The 18603-nt window shown below is 53.4% G+C and carries 16 protein-coding genes and 1 pseudogene; all 17 read right to left on the bottom strand.

Annotated features, from left to right (window positions below):
* Nucleotides 1-379: 379 nt before the first annotated feature.
* Nucleotides 380-793: a hypothetical protein gene (locus ESZ91_RS04785; RefSeq protein ID WP_129224641.1), complete on the bottom strand. Its 414-nt coding sequence runs from the start codon at nt 791-793 to the stop codon at nt 380-382.
* 160 nt (nt 794-953) lie between these two features.
* On the bottom strand, nt 954-1163 hold the full coding sequence (locus tag ESZ91_RS04780) for a hypothetical protein (RefSeq protein WP_129224639.1): 210 nt from the start codon (nt 1161-1163) through the stop codon (nt 954-956).
* 10 nt (nt 1164-1173) lie between these two features.
* On the bottom strand, nt 1174-3447 hold the full coding sequence (feoB, locus tag ESZ91_RS04775; RefSeq protein ID WP_129224637.1) for a ferrous iron transport protein B: 2274 nt from the start codon (nt 3445-3447) through the stop codon (nt 1174-1176).
* The gene (locus ESZ91_RS04770; RefSeq protein WP_129224635.1) at nt 3440-3676 is read right to left on the bottom strand and encodes a FeoA family protein; all 237 of its coding nucleotides are present in this window, start codon (nt 3674-3676) and stop codon (nt 3440-3442) included. Before ESZ91_RS04770 ends, feoB begins: the two co-directional genes overlap by 8 nt.
* Before the next feature lie 26 nt (nt 3677-3702).
* Complete coding sequence (locus ESZ91_RS04765; protein ID WP_129224633.1) at nt 3703-3912, bottom strand: FeoA family protein; 210 nt, start codon at nt 3910-3912, stop codon at nt 3703-3705.
* A 197-nt stretch (nt 3913-4109) separates the two neighbouring features.
* Nucleotides 4110-4847, bottom strand: coding sequence for a tetratricopeptide repeat protein (locus ESZ91_RS11900; protein WP_407923386.1), 738 nt, complete (start codon nt 4845-4847; stop codon nt 4110-4112).
* A pseudogene (locus ESZ91_RS11895) lies at nt 4827-5123 on the bottom strand (tetratricopeptide repeat protein); the annotation flags it as partial. The gene ESZ91_RS11900 and the pseudogene ESZ91_RS11895, both read right to left, overlap by 21 nt.
* A gap of 146 nt (nt 5124-5269) precedes the next feature.
* Nucleotides 5270-6319 (bottom strand): uroporphyrinogen decarboxylase family protein, encoded by a 1050-nt coding sequence (locus tag ESZ91_RS04755; RefSeq protein ID WP_129224629.1) that lies wholly within the window; start codon nt 6317-6319, stop codon nt 5270-5272.
* Nucleotides 6319-7176 carry a hypothetical protein gene (locus ESZ91_RS04750; protein ID WP_129224628.1) on the bottom strand — a complete coding sequence of 286 codons (858 nt, stop codon included), beginning with the start codon at nt 7174-7176 and terminating at the stop codon, nt 6319-6321. Before ESZ91_RS04750 ends, ESZ91_RS04755 begins: the two co-directional genes overlap by 1 nt.
* Nucleotides 7173-7826: a DUF624 domain-containing protein gene (locus ESZ91_RS04745; RefSeq protein ID WP_129224626.1), complete on the bottom strand. Its 654-nt coding sequence runs from the start codon at nt 7824-7826 to the stop codon at nt 7173-7175. Before ESZ91_RS04745 ends, ESZ91_RS04750 begins: the two co-directional genes overlap by 4 nt.
* Nucleotides 7823-8692 (bottom strand): carbohydrate ABC transporter permease, encoded by an 870-nt coding sequence (locus tag ESZ91_RS04740; protein ID WP_129224624.1) that lies wholly within the window; start codon nt 8690-8692, stop codon nt 7823-7825. Before ESZ91_RS04740 ends, ESZ91_RS04745 begins: the two co-directional genes overlap by 4 nt.
* Nucleotides 8685-10703, bottom strand: a complete 2019-nt coding sequence (locus ESZ91_RS04735; protein ID WP_161971054.1) for a carbohydrate ABC transporter permease — start codon at nt 10701-10703, stop codon at nt 8685-8687. The genes ESZ91_RS04740 and ESZ91_RS04735 overlap by 8 nt, the downstream gene beginning before the upstream one ends.
* Nucleotides 10704-10708: 5 nt before the next feature.
* Nucleotides 10709-12289, bottom strand: coding sequence for an ABC transporter substrate-binding protein (locus ESZ91_RS04730; RefSeq protein WP_129224620.1), 1581 nt, complete (start codon nt 12287-12289; stop codon nt 10709-10711).
* Nucleotides 12290-12353: 64 nt separating this feature from the next.
* Nucleotides 12354-13568: an Ig-like domain-containing protein gene (locus ESZ91_RS04725; RefSeq protein ID WP_129224618.1), complete on the bottom strand. Its 1215-nt coding sequence runs from the start codon at nt 13566-13568 to the stop codon at nt 12354-12356.
* Between the two features lie 12 nt (nt 13569-13580).
* A complete protein-coding gene (locus tag ESZ91_RS04720; RefSeq protein ID WP_129224616.1) occupies nt 13581-14798 on the bottom strand; it encodes a hypothetical protein in 1218 nt (405 codons plus the stop codon).
* A 61-nt stretch (nt 14799-14859) separates the two neighbouring features.
* Nucleotides 14860-15918, bottom strand: a complete 1059-nt coding sequence (locus ESZ91_RS04715) for a uroporphyrinogen decarboxylase family protein (protein ID WP_129224614.1) — start codon at nt 15916-15918, stop codon at nt 14860-14862.
* A complete protein-coding gene (locus ESZ91_RS04710; RefSeq protein WP_129224612.1) occupies nt 15908-18532 on the bottom strand; it encodes a family 78 glycoside hydrolase catalytic domain in 2625 nt (874 codons plus the stop codon). The genes ESZ91_RS04715 and ESZ91_RS04710 overlap by 11 nt, the downstream gene beginning before the upstream one ends.
* Nucleotides 18533-18603 lie beyond the last annotated feature (71 nt).

Raw genomic sequence — 18603 nt, 5'->3', positions numbered from 1 at the left:
GACGAACAAATTTCCGTTAGTTTTGAAAGACAACCGCCGTTCGCGCAACTTTGTACGCTCTGCGGCGTTTTTCTCTCTTCGAAAATTTGTTACGGCTCTCCTATTGTCACAATTTTCGAATTCACTCTTTTCCCCGAGCGCTTGACGCGCAAATTGAGTTTCGCTGCGCAAAAACGCGGTTTTGCTTGCAAAAGTTAGATTTTTATTCACGAAATTTTTTTAATAGACACGATTCGGCGAGCCCCGTTATACGGGGCTCGCTTTTTCCGTTAAAAAGTCGGCGCAGCAGACGCCGACCAAAAGACCTTTGCGGATTCCGTTTATCAAATATTCGTCTTCTTTCAGCGCGGCGATATCGCCGATAAATTCGTAAAAGTCGTTAACGCTCCTCTTTTTCGCCGCGGAAACGTTCGATCATCTTTTCGTTTTCGCGGATATTTTGCGCAACCCGCTCGCGGTCCGAACTGACGCCCACGCTCTCACGCGTCAGTCTGCCGCTCAATACCCGATAGAGCACGGAATATTTTTTATCGAACACGCCCGACGTTTCAAGCCCCGCAAGAACACCGAAGACAAAACCTGCGCCGTAATAATCTTCGAAGGCGACGGCGCTCGCCTTGTCCCATCCCTCGACGATCTCGTCGAATTTCTTTTTTTCGCTCTCGGCGAACAGTTCTTGCAGCGACGCAAGGGCTTTTTCTTTTTCCGCCGCAAGCGCTTTCAACTCCGTTTGCACGCTTTCACAGAATGCGACTTGCTCGCCTTTCAGCATTTGTTGTATGATTTTTCGCATATTTGCCTCCTTTATATACTTATTATACTTTATAAAAAAACATAATTGTTAAAAATAAAGTATGCTTTGCGCTTTTTTTTCCTTACACAAAGAAAAGCCCCGACGGTCACCGTCGGGGCTTTTCCTGAGGTTATGTTATAAGAGATTACGTTATGGATAATCAGGGTTTAGGTTTGTCGTCCGGCTTTTTCTCGTTCGAGTGACACGCCGATTTGCACGAACAGCAGTCGCAGCCGCAATCGCAGCCGCTCTTGCCCTGCTTTTTGCGCACGTAACCGTATATCAGCGTGAACACGACGATGCCGACCGCCAATACGCCGACGGCGACGGAAACGATGGTTCCGACCGCGGCTGAAAGGGAGAGTATCATAAAAACTCCGTTATTCGTTGCGCTGTTTGGATTTTTTGCCCCAACGGATCATACCTTTGTTCCGAAAAACGAAGAAGATCACGACGAGGGCAATGAGCGCAACGAGGATAAATGCCGTCCACCACCAGGATAGCACCGTATAGACGATGGTTGCCGTGAGATAGGACGTAATCATCCAGAATGCGACCGTATTTTTGAATTTGCCCTTAGGCGTTTCGCCGCGCACTGCCGCCGCCGCCGCGAAACAGGGTATGGTAAGCATATTGAACACACAGAAAGCGATCAGCCCCTGCCAGGTGACGCCCGTGGACTCCATCAGAGCCATCACCGCGCCGATGCCGCTTTCGCCGTCGTCCCAATCGGGAAGCACCGCGCCGATGGCGGGTACGAGCACGTAGAAAGTGGTGATGACGTTTTCTTTCGCGATCAGCCCCGTGACCGCCGCGACGACGAACACCCAGCCGAATTTGCCGAGTTGCAGGCCGAAGCCCATGGGGGTGCAGATCCACTGCACGAACGTGCCTATATTATATAATATGCTGTCTTCGATGCCGACGAGTTGCCAACTCCACGAAAAATTGGATAAAAACCAGATGACGATGGACGAAGCCAGAATAATGGTAAACGCCTTTTTGATATAATGCTTCAGTTTATCCCAAAGGTGTAGCATCAAATTGCGGAACTGCGGCGCGTGATACGCGGGAAGTTCCATGATGAAGGGCGGCACTTCGCCGCGCATGGAAGTCTGCCGCATGAACGCGACCGTGACGACCGCCATTACCATGCCGAACACGTAGAGCGCGAAAGTCAGAAGACCGCCGTCCAGATTGGTGTAATGCGCCGCGAGCGCGCCGCACACAGCCGCGAGGATGGGCGCCTTTGCGCCGCACGTGAAGAAGGGGATCACGCGGTTGGTCATGATGCGTTCCTTTTCGTCCGCCAGCGTTCTGGTGTTGATCGCCGCGGGAACGGAACAGCCAAAGCCCATGATCATGGGGATGAACGCGCGGCCCGAAAGCCCGAATTTGCGGAACGCTCTGTCGAGAATGAACGCCACGCGCGCCATATAGCCGCTGTCTTCCAGAATAGAGATGAACAGAAACAGCACGAGGATCTGCGGAATAAAGGACAATATGCCCGAAAGACCGCCCCAGATACCGTCGTTGACCAGCCCCTGCGCCCATTCCGCCGCACCTGCGTTTTCCATTCCCAGCGCGATGCCGCCGCCGATCTGGTCGGTGATAAAGCCCATTAAATTAAAGACGATGGCGCCCGGCGTGGAGATCCCTTCCGACGAGTAAAAGACCGTCACAAAGGCATCGAGTACTCCGTTGCCCGTATTTACGTCGTTCGCGAATCCGAAAATGGCGTTGAGATACAAAAGATCGGTGCCGAACGTCAAGTGAAAGACGGCGAACAGAATGACCAGAAAGATGGGAATGCCCCAGATGCGGTGCGTGAGCACCTTATCCGCTTTGTCCGATTTCGATAAATTTTCCTTTTTCGGAACGCGGGTGAGCGCGCCCGAAAAATGGGTGGATATGTATTTGTAGCGCTCGTCCGCCACCATGGCTTCGAAATCGCCCTCGAACACGTCGTCCTTGAACTGCGCCTTGAATTCCTCTACCATGCGCATCTCTTCGGGGTGGGAGGCGACTTCCAACTCGTCGCCCTCGGTGAGTTTGACCGCGTGGAACAGAGGATTATCCACGCCTTTGCCTTTGAGCGCGATGCGCACGTCCGAGATCACGTGGTCGAGCGGCGTGCCCGCGAGCACGGTTTTGCCGTCGCGTTTCTGTTTTGCCGCTTCGAGCGCGCGCTCCATGAGTTCTTTCACGCCCTCTTCTTTGAGCGCGGAAATTTCCACGACGGGCACGCCGATCTCTCTTTCCAGTTTTTTCGCGTCCAGTTTGTCGCCGCTCTTTTTCACGACGTCGATCATGTTGAGCGCGACCACGACGGGCACGTCGATCTCCATGATCTGCGTCGTCAGATACAGATTGCGTTCGAGGTTGGTCGCGTCCACGATGTTGATGACGCAGTCGGGCTTTTCTTCCAGGATAAAGTTTCTCGACACGACTTCTTCGGGGGTGTAGGGAGAGAGGGAATAAATGCCCGGCAAATCTACGATATTGATATGCTCGGAAAGTTTTTTATATACGCCTTCGCGCTTATCCACCGTGACGCCGGGCCAGTTGCCCACGTGCGCCGTGGAACCCGTCAAGGTGTTGAAGAGCGTCGTTTTGCCGCAGTTGGGGTTGCCCGCGAGCGCAAATTTAAGCATTTTTCACCTCCATACAAACGCAGGAGGCTTCTGCCTTTCGCAAAGTGAGTTCGTAACCGCGCACGGTGATCTCCAAAGGGTCGCCGAGCGGCGCGAGTTTGCGCAGATAAATTTCCGCGCCGGGGGTCACGCCCATATCGAATAATCTTCGGCGTATCTTGCCTTCGCCCTCGATCTTCAGAACGACTCCCTTTTCTCCCACCGAGAATTCGTTGAGTTTTTTTTGCATTTCTTTCTATCCTCTATATATATTCTTTATACCAGAATTTTCATTGCCTGCGTTCTGTCGAGCGCGAGTCTGCCTTCGCGCACCTTTAATATCACGTTTCCGCCCACCTGCGATACCACCGTGATCTTCGATCCGATGGTAATGCCCAGGTTTTCGAAATGCCTCTTGTTCTTATCGTCCAGCAATACTTTTTTCACCGTGAGTTCTTCGCCCGCGGGAGCTATCGGCAACGGCATAATTCGCTCGTCCTCCCTGTCCCTGTTCTCTGTTTTCGATGAGAGTTTACCATAATTAACTTTTTATGTCAAGCATTCGCGGGAATTTTTTGAAAAAATATTTTTTATCACAAATTTCGACGAAATCAAGGCGGATATTAAACGCGCGAGATCTGCGTTAAAATAAGAAAGGAGCGCGGTGACTTCGCGCTCCTTTCTTATTTTAATATCTTATAAATTTTCCGCTTTGCGAGCGCCTCTTTCGCCTCGCCGTTGCCCTGCGCCGCCGCCTTTTCGTACCACTTTATCGCCTGTACGAAATCCTGCGGCACAAGTTCGCCCGCTTCCAGACAGAGCGCGTACAGATACTGCGCCTCGGCGTTTCCGCTCTCCGCCGCGCGTTTATACCAGTAGGCTTCCTTTTCCGCGATTCTGGGCACGCCGTCGCCGCCGTGGTAACAGTAGCCGAGCGAGAGCATTGCTTCCGCACTGCCCTTTTCCGCCGCCTTTTTGTACCAGCGGGCGCCTTCGAACACGTCCTTTTCGCAGCCGCGGCCCGCGCTGTAACAGGCGCCCACGATGAACTGCGCGTCCGCGTCGCCGCGCTCTGCGGCAAACAGATACCAGGAAAAGGCGGCGCGGCTGTTCTTTTCCACGCCGCGGCCCGTATCGTAACATTCCGCAATGGCGAAAAACGCCTCGCGGCAGCCGAATTGCGCGGCGCGCTCGTACCACTTTGCCGCGCGTTTCATGTCCCGCCGCACGTTATCTCCCCGCTCGTAGCGCAGGCCTATCTTGTAGCACAGATCGCCGTCGCCCTGCGCGGCGGTCTTTTTGTACCAGAATAAGGATTTTTTTGCGTCCTTTTTCACGCCTTCGCCCGTTTCGTAGCAGATTGCCAGATTGTACTGCGCCTCTTTTAGCCCGCGCTCCGCCGCTTTTTTATACCATTGCACCGCTTTCTTTGCGTCTTTTCTGACGCCTTCGCCGTTTTCGAAGGAGAGCGCGAGATTGTACTGCGCGTCCGCATCGCCCTGCCGCGCCGCCTGTTCGTACCAGTACGCGGCTTTTTTTGCGTCCTTTTTCACGCCTTCGCCCGTTTCGTAGCAGAGCGCGAGGTTATACTGCGCCGAAATGTGCCCTTTCCGCGCCGCCTGTTCCAGCCAGAAGGCCGCGGCTGCCGCATCTTTTTCGGCGTCCGTTCCTTCGCCGAGCCGCACCGCCAGATTGTACTGTGCGACGGCGTCGCCGTTTTCCGCCGCTTTTTCAGTTCTTCCGTCTGCATCCGCGCCTCCCGTATCATTTTCATTTTATGCAGAATTATAGCCGAACGCCGCCCGTTTGTCAAACGGACGGCGTTTTGATTTACTTATACTTCTCATTCGCGGTTGCGCATATCAAACAGCGCGTCGATATTTTCGGTAGGCACGTCGCGTTCGAGCGCCTGGCTCGCCATGAGGATATAGCCCCCGTTTGCGCCGAGCGCGCGAACGTAGCGGCGGCACTCCGCGCGCACCTCTTCCGGCGAGCCGAAGGGCAGAAGCGACTGCGTGTCAATGCCGCCGTGAAAGGCGATCTTTCCGCCGAATTCTTGCTGCAAACTTTCGGGGTCCAGCCCGTCGACCTTTTGCAGCGGTTCCAAAACGTCCGCGCCGCACCCGATCAACGCGGGAATGAGCGCACGCACCGCACCGCAACTGTGCTGTTGATAAAAACAGTGGTAGCGATGGGCGAGATCCGCCAACTTTTTGGTGTTTTCCGAAAAAAATTCTTCGAACAGCGCGGGAGAAAAAAGCAGGCTCTGCTGTGTGCCGTAATCGTCGTGCGGGCGCATGATATCAATCTGCCCGTCGCCCGCAATCAAAATGCGCTCGTAAAATTCCAACTCGAACTGCACGAAACGGTCAAAAAGCGCCTTTGCCGTTTCGGGTTCCAACATCATCTTGGAAAACAGATCCGACATTTCCATCATAAACGTGGCGATCTGAAAGGGGCCTTCATGCCCGAAAATCAGCGCCTTGTCCTCATGCGCGCCGCACTTTCTCTTCACGCTCTCGTAATCGAAATCGTCGGGCGTGATCCAGTCGAAAGATAAAATGTCTTTTACAGTCGTTTGCTCGGAAAACGGATAGCGGTGCATGACGGAATGCGTTTCGCCGCCGTTATCTTTGAGCCGCACCTCGCCGCCGTAAATAGACTGCGCCAGCGCGATATCCCCCTCTTTCCACACTTTGGTGCGGCCGCCGATATAGTCGGGATGACAGTCGCAAATATCGATCTGATAATACGCGGCGAGCCCGTCGAAGTTCCGACAATTTTTCTCGCGCAAAAGCCTGTTCACGACCGCGGGCGTCGCCTCGAATCCGACGGGAACGCGGTCGGGCGCGCGATGCGAGATCGCGCGCCTTACCCGTTCTTTTGACGTCATCAGAACTGTACCTTTTCCGCGCCGCTCTCGATCGAACAGACGGTGAACTGATTTTTTTGATAGTTTTTCATCTCGTCGGTATCGCTCGCCTTAGGCCCGGAATTCCAGTTCTGCAAATAAAACTGGAAGTAAGCCTCGCCGCTGGGAAAGAGCGCGTTGAAACGCGATTCGGTGATATTTCCGCCCTGACTTAAAGCACGGCCGTCGAAATACAGAGTGTAAAATACGCCCAACTCGTCCGATTCTTTTTTCAACTCGAACGTATGTTTTTTGCCGACGACGGCGTTCTCTTCCTGCGGATTATCGCCCTTCTGCACGAAATTGTTGCCCTTTTCGTTGACTAGAATGGACATTTCCGCGCCCGCGCTCACCTGCGCGAAGGGTTTTAAGAGCATGACGAAGCCCTGCGCGAACGTGCCCGACGTGTCGGTCACGGTATTGAACATAGTCGCCTTGTCGGTGAACGCGAAGGCGAACCAACTGTCCCACACCCCGCCGCTGTTCGTATCGTTCTTATGGCCGATCTCGTCGATGATAAAAGTGACTTTGAACCCGTTTTCCTTTATGTTAAACTTTTTCGTGTATACCCCGCCGCACGCCGCGCCGCTCTCGCTGCCGTCGTCTTTCTGCCAGAAACCGCCGGTTCCCGAAAAAGTGACGCCCGCATCGGTATCTTCGATCTTTCCGTCGGTATAGTATTCTTTACCCGCGCCCGTCACGCTTTCCTCGTATTTTTTGCCGCCCGTCGTGATCTTCCAATCCTCGAGCACGGCTACGTGCGAGCCGCCGCCTCCGCATCCGACGAGCGCAAGGCCGAACAGCGCGGCCAACAGTATGACAAGACATTTCTTTTTCATGATATTTGATCTCCTTTCAGTTTATTTTCAAGTTCCGCATTTTCCCGCTCTTCCTGTCTTTGCTCGATCTGGGCATTGTTGGCGAGCACGATGCGGTTGACGACAAAATAGAATATCGGAAACATGAGGATCGCGAGAAATTCGCTCGTATAAACGGCAACGAGCAAAACGATCAGCGCGACGCAGACCTCCGTGAGAGTCTGCAACAGGTGCCCGAACGCGTACAGCGCGGAATTTGCGAACAGCCGCGGCACGTTCGATTGCGAATACGCCGCGACGGGATAGTGCATCGTCAGGCAAAACGCGAGCACGGCGCAAAACTGCGAGACGTAATACACGGCGCTTTGCGAGACTGGAAGCGACAAGAGAAACACGACCGCCGCGAATACAAGCGTATACGGGATCCCGCAGACGATCTTTTTGCGAAAGACGCGAAAAAATTCGCTCACGGTGAATTTATCGTCCTGCGCCAGCGCGCGCAGCGCCGCATTGTAGGCGATCAGCGCGCCGCCGAACGTGACGATCGGCAACGTGCACAGCATTAAAAACAGCGTAAAGAGCAGAACTTTATGCAAATTGATAAAAAAATTCATAAACCCTTCGCCGATATAGCGCGGGGAAAGGTACAGCGTCATGGCGTCCTTTCTCATAGTTTCAGCCCCGAGGCGAAATCGCCGTTGACGAAATATTTCAGCCCGAACAGGGTGGTGAACACGAGCGGAATACCGCTTAAAAGATACATCGCGTAGGACACCCCCTGTTTGCCGCTGCTCTGGGCGACCTGCGCCAGATTTTTCAAAACGGGCATGAGGGGCTGTTTGGACGTTTCCTGTATGATGATCGTAGGCCATAGAAAATCGTTATACGCGGAGGCGAAAGAGTTGACCGCCTGAATACAGAGCACTGGTATGGCGAGCGGCAGACAGATGGAAACAAACATTTTCAGTTCGCCCGCGCCGTCGATCTTCGCCGCCTCGAAGAGTTCCTTGGGCTGTTGGCGGAAAAACGTGGAAAACAGGAAAATGGCGGATACCTGCCCGCCCGCGACCGTGGGGAACCAGATCGCGAACCAGGTGTTTTCGATATGCAGCGCGGCGCAGAGGATATACAGCGGCGTGAGCGTGATGATGGAGGGAATGAGCATCAGCAAAATGACGAGTTTGAAAAGCACGTTTTTGCCGAGAAAATCCATTCGCACGAACACGTACGCGGAGATCGCGCCGATAAACACGGTAAAAAAGGTGGAAACCAGCGCGATGAGGATACTGTTGAGCATATTCGGCAAAATTTCCGTAAATCCGAATTTCCAGTTGCTCCACATGATCTTTGTCGGGATCGACCAGATGCCCTGCAACAGATCGTAATTGCTTTTCAGGGAAAGCATGATTGTCAAAAGCACGGGGAGAAGCACGAGAAACACCACGATCGCCATGATGGTATATACGGCGGCCTGCGAGATCGGCCCGTCGATCCCCTTGCCGCGGTTGAGAGATCTTTTGTTCGTTTTATCACTCATAACTGTCCACCGTCTTTAATTTCAGATTGATGAGCGTAGCCACCATCAGCACCAAAAATAAGATCAGCCCCATCGCGGCCGCCATACCGAGGTTATTGAATTTCGTCAGGTTATAGTACATTTCCAGCATGGGCACGTATGTGCCCGCGGCGCCTTCCGTGGTCAGATAGATGCGCTGGAAATCCTGCACCGAACCGATGAACGTGATGACGAAAATATATTTGAGTTGGGGCGATACGAGAGGAAGATCGATCATGACCATACGCTTGAACCAGGTACAGCCGTCCAGTTTCGCCGCCTCGTAAAAGGATTTCGGAACGCCCATCAGCGCGCCGTATAAAATGATATAACTGCCGATCCAGGGGAATCCGAAAAAGATAAGCGACGGGAGCGCCACGCCCTCTTTCCCCAAAAAGTTGACCGATTGGCCGCCAAGCGCCGTGATGATGCCGTTTAAAAGTCCCTCGTTGCCGAAAATGCCGTTCTGCCACATTAAAAGCGCCGCGACGCCCGGTATGATGCCCGGGAGATAAAGAAGCACGCGCGTGACGTACTGGGCGCGCGACGAGCGCATGGCGATGATGAGCTGCGCGAACAAAAAGGCGGGGATCAGTCCCTTGACGATATCCGTGACGAGAAAGATGACCATATTCCCCATGCCCGACCAGAAATAGGTCTTGGAAAACAGATCTATGAAATTCTGCCAGCCGACAAAGGTGTTCACGCCGCCGATATCCACCTCGTAAAAGGCGAGTACCAGCCCGCGGAACGAGGGATAATAGGCGAATATCGCGCACAAAAGCAAAGTCGGCAACAGCAGGCAATAGGCGATCTTGCCCGCATACAGTCGTTTGCCCGTCGATCTCAAAGAAACCGTGACGCGCCGATAACGGCGTTCGCTGAAAAGCCCCAGCGCGGCAATGACGGTGCACGCGAGCGCGGCGAGCAGCAATACGATGCCGACGTACGCGAGAACGACGTACAGAGTATAAAAGCGCATCTCGGACCAATCATAGCGGTCGACCGTCGCCGAGCCCTGCGTCCAGATGGAAAACCCGTCGTCCGCGCCGAGATACACGCCTTCGATCTTGCCTTTGAGCGTCTGCCGCAATACGACGTTGCCCTGCATGTCGAGTTCGGTACAGCGTCCGTTCTGATCGCTGACGATGATCTTATCCGTACCGACAGCCATCGCCCGATTCGCGGAATTGAGATTTTCCAGATAAAAACTTTTTTCAAGTTGCCCGTCGAACGCGCCTATGCCGCCCGCATCGTCTAAAACGAGCAGTCTGCCGTCATCCAGAAATTTACCCGCGATCGGGTTATAATCCAGTCCCAGCGCGGCGTGCAGTTCGCCCCTGCCGTCGTATTGGTTGATGACGCCGTACGAGGAAAGGACGGTCAGAAGATCGCTTTCCCGATCGTAGCCGACCGTGACGACGGGGATTTCGAGAAACAGCGCGTTGATGCGCTCGCGGTAGATGAGATCGCTCTCGTTCGCGCCCTGCGGCTCGTGCACCGTGTCGGGCGTGAGATCCAAAAGATTCAGATTTTCGTCGAAACGGTACACCTTGTTGCGGTTGACTTTCGTACTGCCCGCGACGAACAGATCGCCCGCAGATACGCTGAATGCGACGGGATTATAGTTGATCGCCGTCTGCGCCTCGATCCCGCCGTTTTCATTAAAAAGAGTGATCTTTCTGTCTTCCGTGGCGACGGCGAGATTTTCGCCGAGTTTTTCAAGGAGTAAAATTTTACTTCCCAGATCGGCGAACGTTTTCACGCCGCTTTCGTCTGCGCGCTCTATTTTTCCGTCGGTCTCGCCGTAGTACTCGTAACGTTCGTCGGCAAAGACGGCGCTCACGTCGCTTTTGAGGCGGATTTTTTCGGGACGGATCAAGAGCGAGGAAAACAGTACGCTCAGTAAGGCGATAACCGCCGCCAGGATCAGTGCGGAAAAGAGAAAAAACATCTTTCTTTTACGCGATGCGGCTTTCCAAAAATTGTTCATTTTCATTACCTCGCGGGATCCAGCGCGGGATTTTGCGTTGCGTCCGTACGGTACTGCATACTGCGAAGCCAGTAAGGAATGCTGTTTTTACAGGCGCGCTCCTGTAAATCATTGCAATATTTTACAAGGTCGCCGCCCGAACCGTAATAAGCCTGAGAAAGTTCCACGTATTCGCGCACGCCTTCGGGTTCGTCCATAAAGCCGCGGGAAAACGCGGCGAGCGGGTTGCTGTCCGCACTGCCCGAAAATTCGATGTCGTACTTTCCCACCCACTGTTCGGGCATGGTGACGTCCTTGACGAGGGAAATGCCCTGCGGCGCGATATTTTCGCGCGCCATGGTTTCGAGGTAGAGCGTCTGCCCGCGCGGCGAGATCAAGAACATGAGAAAATCCATCGCCAGATCCGATTGTTTTTTGTTTTTGTAAATAACGCCGTAGTTACCGCTGGCGCCGCCCGTATCGCGGGTATAATCCACGCCTACGTCAACTCCCTGCGTATGCGACACCATCGGCGGATACTGGAATACGCCCACCTCGAACTTTTCCACGCCCGTATCTTCGAACGTACGTTCGATGCCCGCGTAGAAACTCATCAGATCGATATAGATCGCCGCCTCGCCGCGCAAAAAGTATTTGACCGCGTCGTCGGGCTTGAGCGACGTGAAGTTGGGCGGCACAAATGCGGGCACCAAACGGGACAGATTTTTGATCATGTCCTGAAATTTGGGATGCGCGGGGCCGATCTCACCGTCCTCCACCAGTTTCGCAAGGCGTATTTTATTGACGATGTAGCCGTCTTCGGTATCGTTAAATTTGTCCTCTTTATCGAAAAACCAGGAAGTCTGCAACTCCTCGTCGTACAGATAATCCCCGGGCTGCGCGACGACCAACTCTTCCATGTCGCGGAAATACTGGTCGGTATAGACGCGGTACAGCCAACCGAACTGCCAAGACCAGAAACTCGCGTAATCGCCGCCGATCGCCAGAGGGATCACGCCGCCCTGCTGCAAAATTTCGCACGCGGCGATCAGATCGTCCCAGTTCCATTCGGAAACGCTCTTGCCCACGGCTTGTTCCACGCCCAGTTCCTCGAAGATCTCCTGATTGTAAAACCATGCGGTAACGACCTGTTCGGTGTTCAGGCTGTATATCTGCCCCTCCGTCGTCGATTCGGGGTACGCTACCTTTTCCATCAGCGTTTTCCAGACCGCGTTCTCCGCGTAGGGATTGGGGCGGTTCAGATACTGCGAAAAATCGACGAATTTGCCCTTATTGAAAAAGGACGCCGCGCCGTTGTTGATGACAATATCCGCAGTGGGCGTTCCTACCGTGAGTTGGTTGGACAGCCAGGTGTTGTAAGTGCTGCCCTCTTTCTGATCAAGTTTGATCTCCACGTTTTCGCGCTGTTTGCAGTATTCCTCCGCGATATGTTCCCAGACGGGCTTTTCCACGCCGAAATCCCAGGCGAGCACCAGCGTGCTCTTGCTTGCGCCGCTCTGATAGGTACAGCCGATCAACGAAAACAGGAAACACACGGCAAGCGCCACGGAAAGCGTTTTCAAAATTCGTGCGAGTCGCCTCTTCATGATTCCTCCTGATTTATAAATATTCGCCCTCCCGCCGCACGGCGGGAGGGCCGACGCCGTTCGATCAACCTCTCTTTCTGCGGATCATCGCGGCGGCAGCGCCGAGCGCAAGCAAGCCCGCGATGCCGATCCCCGCGCCCGCAAATACGGCGGATCCGCAGCCTTTATCCCCTTCCTTGTCCGTATCGTCGGGAGGGGGCGCGATCGTTTCTTCCTTGACGACGATCTTGATGCTCGCCGTCTTTTGGTTAACGGTCGTGACCGTGATCGTCGCTTCGCCCTCTTTCAGCGTTTCGATCTCTCCGCTCTTCGCGTCTACTTTGGCAACGGTTTCGTTGTCCGAACTCCACGTCACGTCCGTTTCGGTGATGCCCGTCGCAGGTTTGAACGTATGAGGCAAAACGAATTTTTCGCCGGGTTTTTTCTGCATTTCCGTAATGCTGCCGTTTCCGATCTGTACGGATTCGGGATACACTTTCTGCACGTTGACCGTCTTGACGAGAAAGACGAACTCTTCGACGTTTTCGCCCGCGACGGCGGGCTGCGCCATGCCGATATGCAGATACGCTTCGTTGTTTTCAAAATCCGAAACGTGCATCTGATAGGGCTTCAACGTTGCGGAAGGGTCGTTCTGCGTTCCCGCATAGGGGTCGCACTGCGCGGGGAAGATCGCGTCCGCCTGGAAATCGAAATTATCCGGATTTTCCGCGTTGGCTTTCACCGCGTAAGTATGTTCTCCGATCGTGGGAAACGCGCCCCAGTCGGTGTTGCAGGACAAATTTTCCTCGCCCTGCCAATAACCGTTTTCCATCAGTTTGGTCTTCATGCCCCACATCATGTAGGTCACGCCCTTGGCGCTTTCGGAAAACAAGTCTGTATTGGCTTTCTGATGGAAACCGACCGACCACCATTGCACTTTTTTGTTGAAGTGCGCCTGCGGCGCGTCGCTCCCGTCCGTGGGGCCGAGCACTTTCAGCGTGACGGACGCGTTCGTGACGTTCAGCGGCAGTTTCATATACACGTAGCCGTTGGTGAACGTGTCGTCTTTCGCAACGGGCGTCATTTTCACGAGCAGTCCCGTATCCCCCTCGACGCCGTTGTAATCGGTGACGTCTTCCATGGAAATGGTCACGTTGGGCCCGGCCTTTTCGGCAAAGTATTCCTTTTTTGCCGCGTTGAAATACGCGGGCTCCTCCTCGGCGGCAAGGGCGCTGATACCCGACAGCATGCAGCCTAAGCATAGCGCGAGAACTGCAAGCATACTGACAAATTTTTTCATGATTTCCTCCTTTTATTTTGTATATGCCTTCAAAGATAAGTCGCTCATCGAAAACGTACAATCCCAGTTTCCCATGTTTTCCCAGCCGACCTGGTAAAAACTCAGCGTGAGATCGTCCACGGATACGTTGTACCAGGGGTTGGCAACGCTTTGTCCGCCGACCTGGATCGTTTCGCTCTTGTTTTGCAACTTTCTAATCAGTACGTAGTTGACCATTTTATAGAGATCGTATTTGACCGTAACTTCTTTGCCGATCTCCATCTTCTCCCCTTCGAGATCGAAATAACTTCCCTGCTCCTCCGCGGGTCCGATGCGGTAAAACGCCTGCCCGTGCTGGTCCATGTTGAAAATTTCAGTCTGATTGGAAGGCGTGGTCGAAAAGTAGTTCATGCCGACGAAGAATCCCCCGCTCGACTTTTTGCTGCGAAAGAAAAACGTGCCTTGCAGACTCGCTTCGGAATTGGACTTGGCTGCATCAGACGGTAACGCGGGTTGATCGTAACGGTCGGACTCGCCGTTGGGCCAGCCGTTGATCTGTTTCGCTTCCGACACTTTCATCGTTACCTTGTATTCGAGTTTATCGAACTGCGCCATGTCTATTTCCTGTCGGAAATTCTGGTGCACGTAGAGGTGCGGCCAGGTATTGTTGGCAAAATCTCCGCTATACGCGTACGCGGAATTACTGATATCGTTATAAGAATTGTAGCGGACGGTCAGTTTCCCCTGCTTGTCGCTTTCCAATGACTTTACGAATTTGGGATTCGATTCGTACAAAGACGGATAATGGTCGTGCAGATAGTCGTTGTACTGTTCGATCAGCATTTTCGCGGAAGAATTTTCCTTGACTTCGCTCTTGACGCAAAGTCGGAAATCGTGCAGTTCGTCCACGGGGGAACCGAGTTCGTCCACGATATTCTTTTTGGCGCCCTCTTCCAATTCCCAGAAGGTATCGTTTTCCGCGCCGCTCGACGTCACGCCGTCTTCTTTGGTCGCTTTGCCTACGGGCTGAATATAAATATCCTGCCCGATATCGCGGTAGGTGAGGGGAACGCCCTTTTTCAGCGCGTTGTCGCCCGTAAAACTGGTGCCGTAGATCCAGCCCGCGCCGAAGCCGCGATCGAACTTTCTATCCTCGAACAACTGTATCCAGCCGTCGCCGCTCTGCGACCAGTCGGGCGGATCCTTTTCGTTCTCCTTGCCTGAAGATGCGCAGCCTGCCAGACTCGTCATAGCCAATAAACCTCCTAAAATCAATGCAAGCCCCTTTTTATTCATCGTTTTCCTCCCTTTTTTATCTTGCGCGGTACTTGCGGTAAAACTCGTCGTACCACAGCGCGTTATCCACGGGCGTGTTGGGCGGTATGTGATTTCCCACCGCCATTACGAATCCAGGATAGCGTTTTCCGAACTCCATGACCCGCTTGACCTCTCTTTCGATGTCCTCTTTGCTTCCCGAAAGCAGTACGCGCGTATCGACGTCGCCGACGAACCCGTGCGTCTTTCCGTGTTTCTTTGCGAACCCTTCCATGTCGGAATGCGGTTCGAAAAAGAGCATATCCGCGCCGCAGTCCACGATTGCGTCGGTAAACTCACCGTAATTTCCGTCCGAGGTGAAAAGGATCTTTTTCCCTGCGCGTTTGCAGGGTTCCAGAAGTTTTTTCAGATACGGCAACACGTTTTGATCGTACCATGCGCGCGAGGCGAACTTGCCGCTCGTCCAGGTGATATCGTCGTGCATCATCAGAACGGGAACGTTACTTTTGGCGAAAGCCTCGTAAAATTGTTTCACCCACTCGTAATAACTCTGCATGACTCTGTCGAATTCTTCATACGCCATGCATTCCAAAAACATTTCCCAGCCGTACACGTACGTCAGACCCGATACCAGAGTGATGTACACCCCGCCCATATTCACCGTATCCGGATAATCGCGGCACATCGCCTCGTATTCCCGCTCGTAGGTCGCGATGAGTTCCGATTGATCGAATTCGCCGTAAAATTTCGTGCAATCGAGCGCGAGCGCTTCGTCCACGTCTTTGAACAGTACTGACGTGTTTTCGTCCTTATCCGAGCCGCCCGCAGATGATTCCGCATATACCGCGTGTCCCATATTGGAAATTTTTCCGAACCGTTCGAGATAGTTTTTATGGATGTTCGCGTACCACAGAAGGGAAAAATCCCAGTTTTTGATAAACGCGGCGCTCGCGCGGTCGCGGTTTTCGATTTTTTTCGTATCGATGCCCGTCACTTTTTCGACGAGTTCCCAATGCACGTGCGCGCTGTATTCGGTGCGGGGCACTGCGTCCGGCATCTGCATATTGATCGCCTGCCAGCCCTCTTTAAATCCCATTCGCCGCTCTCTCCTTCTTTAGAAATTTTATCGTATATTCGCCGCCTTGCAGCCGTTTTGGAAGATTTCCGCCCTCGTAAAGCCATTGCCCGCGGAATCCTTCGTCGAATTCGGCATAACAGCCCGTCGGAATACGGAGAAATAAGTTTAAATTTTCTTCCTTGCGTTCCCATGCGATCGCCGCTTCGCCGTACACGGTGCGGACCGACGCGGAGGCATTGTCCAAAAGTTTGCAGCACAGAGGACTGACGCGGATTTTTTTCGCGCTGCCGATCTCACCGATATCCAGACCCGCCACGAAACGGTACATTACGGCGAGCACGGAACCGAACATGGGATGATTATGCGATACGGGATAGCCCTTGTTGAGCGTGCCCGCCGCGTCCGCGTAATCGGGGGAAACGTCCTCGGACCAGCATTCCCAAAGCGTCGTGGCGCCCTGTTTCAGCATATAGCCGTAAGACGGATAGTCTGTCTTTTGCAAAATTTTCAGCGCGATATCCGCACGATGCCGTTCAAACAGCATACGGAACAGTATTTCCGTGCCGAAAATACCCGTATCGACGTGAAAAAGCGTATCTTCGGAGTAATGCTCTACACAATTTTGCCAGCACGTTTCACGCAAAGACAAAGGCACGACGCCCGCGTCCAACGCGAAAAGGTTTGCGCCCTGTACGTTGCCGCAATAATTGCCGTCCGCAGCCAAAAATGCGCGGTTGACCGCATCCGCCGCCGCCTCGATCTCTTGGGTAACGTTTTCCCGTTCGCCCGAAAGTCGTGAAAATTTCTGCTGACGGCGAAGAGATTTTATGTACACGAGCGTATTGACGAATTCGGGCGGAATGAGTACTCTCTCGGGACAGAACCATTCACCGAGACACCAGTCGCGTTCCTCGCGGTCGATAAGTCCCTCTGCGTTCATGCGCGTCTTTAAGTATTTCGTCCAGCGGCGAACGTGCGGAAGGGCTTCCTTCACGATCTTTTTATCGCCCGTGTGCCTGTACAATATTTCGGGCACGGCGCAGATCGCATAGCCCCAGGAAGGACCGCCGCCCCCGCCCGAAAAGGGCGCGGTGTGCGGGACGAATCCCGTGACGCCGTCCTGCGCATCCTCGATATCTATAAGCCATTTGCGGTAAAAGACTTCCGCCTCCACGGCGTAGAACACCGCTTCGCAGGTGATCTGTCCGTCGCCCGTATAGCCGCGCCGCTCCCTGTGCGGGCAATCGCTCGGAATTCCTCCGTGCATATTGGAAACGAACGTCTGCGTACAGACGTCCGTCAGCCGTTCCAACTGTCGGTCGGAACAGGTAAATTTTGACGGCTCCCCCACATAACTGTGGGTTTCCTGTGAAACTACGCTCAGAATTTTACAGGGTGAATCCCATACGATCTCCGCATATCGGTAGGCGTGCACGGTAAATTCCGCGGCGAATCGATCCTCTTCGCCGCTCAAAATCAAGCGGTCGTTCTGAATAAGAACGCCCCAACTGGACGAATAGTGGTCGACGTGACGGTCGGGCGTCATCTTTTCACCGTAAACGACGCGCACGTGCGCACCGCGGATTCCCGAAATTTTTATTGATAGATTTCCCGCATGATTTTTACCGAAATCCAGCGTGACGCTGTTTTCGAAATAATAACTGGCAACGGGCAAAATACAATTTGCCGCGTAATCGCCGCAAGCGGGCGCCGCGCACAATTTTCCCGTAGGGATCTTTTTACAGATGTCCGCCCTGTCTTTTGCGATCAGTTTCGTCAGATCTGATTTTTCCCGAAAATCCACGCGCTCGCCGCGAAACAGCGTGGCTTCGCGTTCGGTTTCATAGACAAAACACGTTTCGTCGCTCGCGACGATCGCAGAGGTTCCGTCGGCATACTCCAGATGCAGTTCGAAAAGCGTTTTGGGAATCCCGTAAGAATAGTCTCCCTCGACGCTCTTTTCCTTATGGTGATACCACCCGTTGCCGAGAAGTACGGATAGTACGTTTTCCCCCTCTTTCAAAAGAGGTAAAACGTCGAACGCGTTATAATAAATGCGCCGTTTCGGCTGCTGCACCGCATAGCAGAGGATATTTTCGAGAGCGCGTTCGTCGTATTCGCTGACGAGCGGTTTCAGATATAGTTCGTCGGTACGCGCGCCGTTGAGATAGGATACATAGTATCCCAGTCCCGTCACGTAGAGCCGCGCCCGTTCAAGCGCGCCCCGCACGCAAAATGTTTTTTGGAACAGGGGCAATTTTCCGCGGTAAGAAGAAAGTTCGATCCATCGGCCGCTGCAAAACTTGCCCAAGAGTCCGCGCTCGAAATAACTCTCTTCGGACTCTGCGACAAGTTTCCCGTTCTCGTAACCCCGAACGCGCCAGAATACTTTCTCGCGCGCTTCGCCCGCACTCACGTATGCCTCTTGCCTCCCCGCCTCTATGGGAACGCGAAAAGCCATTTTTTCCCGTTCGGTTCTTCCTTCCGCGAAAAACCGTATGGCGTCGTTATGATCGCGTCTCTTTTTTATTTCAAACGTCAGCCGCACCGTCTTTGCGTCGGTGATTGGGCAGATCTCCCCGTTTGTTTTTAAATTGTCAATGATCCATGCAGTATCCATCGTTACGGCCATTTTACATTATTCATGCGCCGTTTTCTTGCTTTTTCTTAATATAAAATTGCTTTTTTTTGATATTTCTCTTG

The sequence above is a fragment of the Candidatus Borkfalkia ceftriaxoniphila genome, assembly GCF_004134775.1.
Classification (GTDB): Bacteria; Bacillota; Clostridia; order Christensenellales; family Borkfalkiaceae; genus Borkfalkia; species Borkfalkia ceftriaxoniphila.
The sequence above is the reverse complement of the archived record's forward strand: the minus strand, read 5'-3'. Positions and strand labels throughout refer to the sequence as shown.

Bases quoted from the DNA above. Each gene is read 5' to 3' on its own strand.
- ESZ91_RS04730 (WP_129224620.1), bottom strand. From the start codon at position 12,289: ATGAAGAGGCGACTCGCACGAATTTTGAAAACGCTTTCCGTGGCGCTT.
- ESZ91_RS04750 (WP_129224628.1), bottom strand. From the start codon at position 7,176: ATGAAAAAGAAATGTCTTGTCATACTGTTGGCCGCGCTGTTCGGCCTT.
- ESZ91_RS04725 (WP_129224618.1), bottom strand. From the start codon at position 13,568: ATGAAAAAATTTGTCAGTATGCTTGCAGTTCTCGCGCTATGCTTAGGC.
- ESZ91_RS04710 (WP_129224612.1), bottom strand. From the start codon at position 18,532: ATGGCCGTAACGATGGATACTGCATGGATCATTGACAATTTAAAAACA.
- feoB (WP_129224637.1), bottom strand. From the start codon at position 3,447: ATGCTTAAATTTGCGCTCGCGGGCAACCCCAACTGCGGCAAAACGACG.
- ESZ91_RS04765 (WP_129224633.1), bottom strand. From the start codon at position 3,912: ATGCCGTTGCCGATAGCTCCCGCGGGCGAAGAACTCACGGTGAAAAAA.
- ESZ91_RS04745 (WP_129224626.1), bottom strand. From the start codon at position 7,826: ATGAGAAAGGACGCCATGACGCTGTACCTTTCCCCGCGCTATATCGGC.
- ESZ91_RS04720 (WP_129224616.1), bottom strand. From the start codon at position 14,798: ATGACGAGTCTGGCAGGCTGCGCATCTTCAGGCAAGGAGAACGAAAAG.
- ESZ91_RS04755 (WP_129224629.1), bottom strand. From the start codon at position 6,319: ATGACGTCAAAAGAACGGGTAAGGCGCGCGATCTCGCATCGCGCGCCC.
- ESZ91_RS04780 (WP_129224639.1), bottom strand. From the start codon at position 1,163: ATGATACTCTCCCTTTCAGCCGCGGTCGGAACCATCGTTTCCGTCGCC.
- ESZ91_RS04735 (WP_161971054.1), bottom strand. From the start codon at position 10,703: ATGAACAATTTTTGGAAAGCCGCATCGCGTAAAAGAAAGATGTTTTTT.
- ESZ91_RS04715 (WP_129224614.1), bottom strand. From the start codon at position 15,918: ATGGGATTTAAAGAGGGCTGGCAGGCGATCAATATGCAGATGCCGGAC.
- ESZ91_RS04785 (WP_129224641.1), bottom strand. From the start codon at position 793: ATGCGAAAAATCATACAACAAATGCTGAAAGGCGAGCAAGTCGCATTC.
- ESZ91_RS04740 (WP_129224624.1), bottom strand. From the start codon at position 8,692: ATGAGTGATAAAACGAACAAAAGATCTCTCAACCGCGGCAAGGGGATC.
- ESZ91_RS04770 (WP_129224635.1), bottom strand. From the start codon at position 3,676: ATGCAAAAAAAACTCAACGAATTCTCGGTGGGAGAAAAGGGAGTCGTT.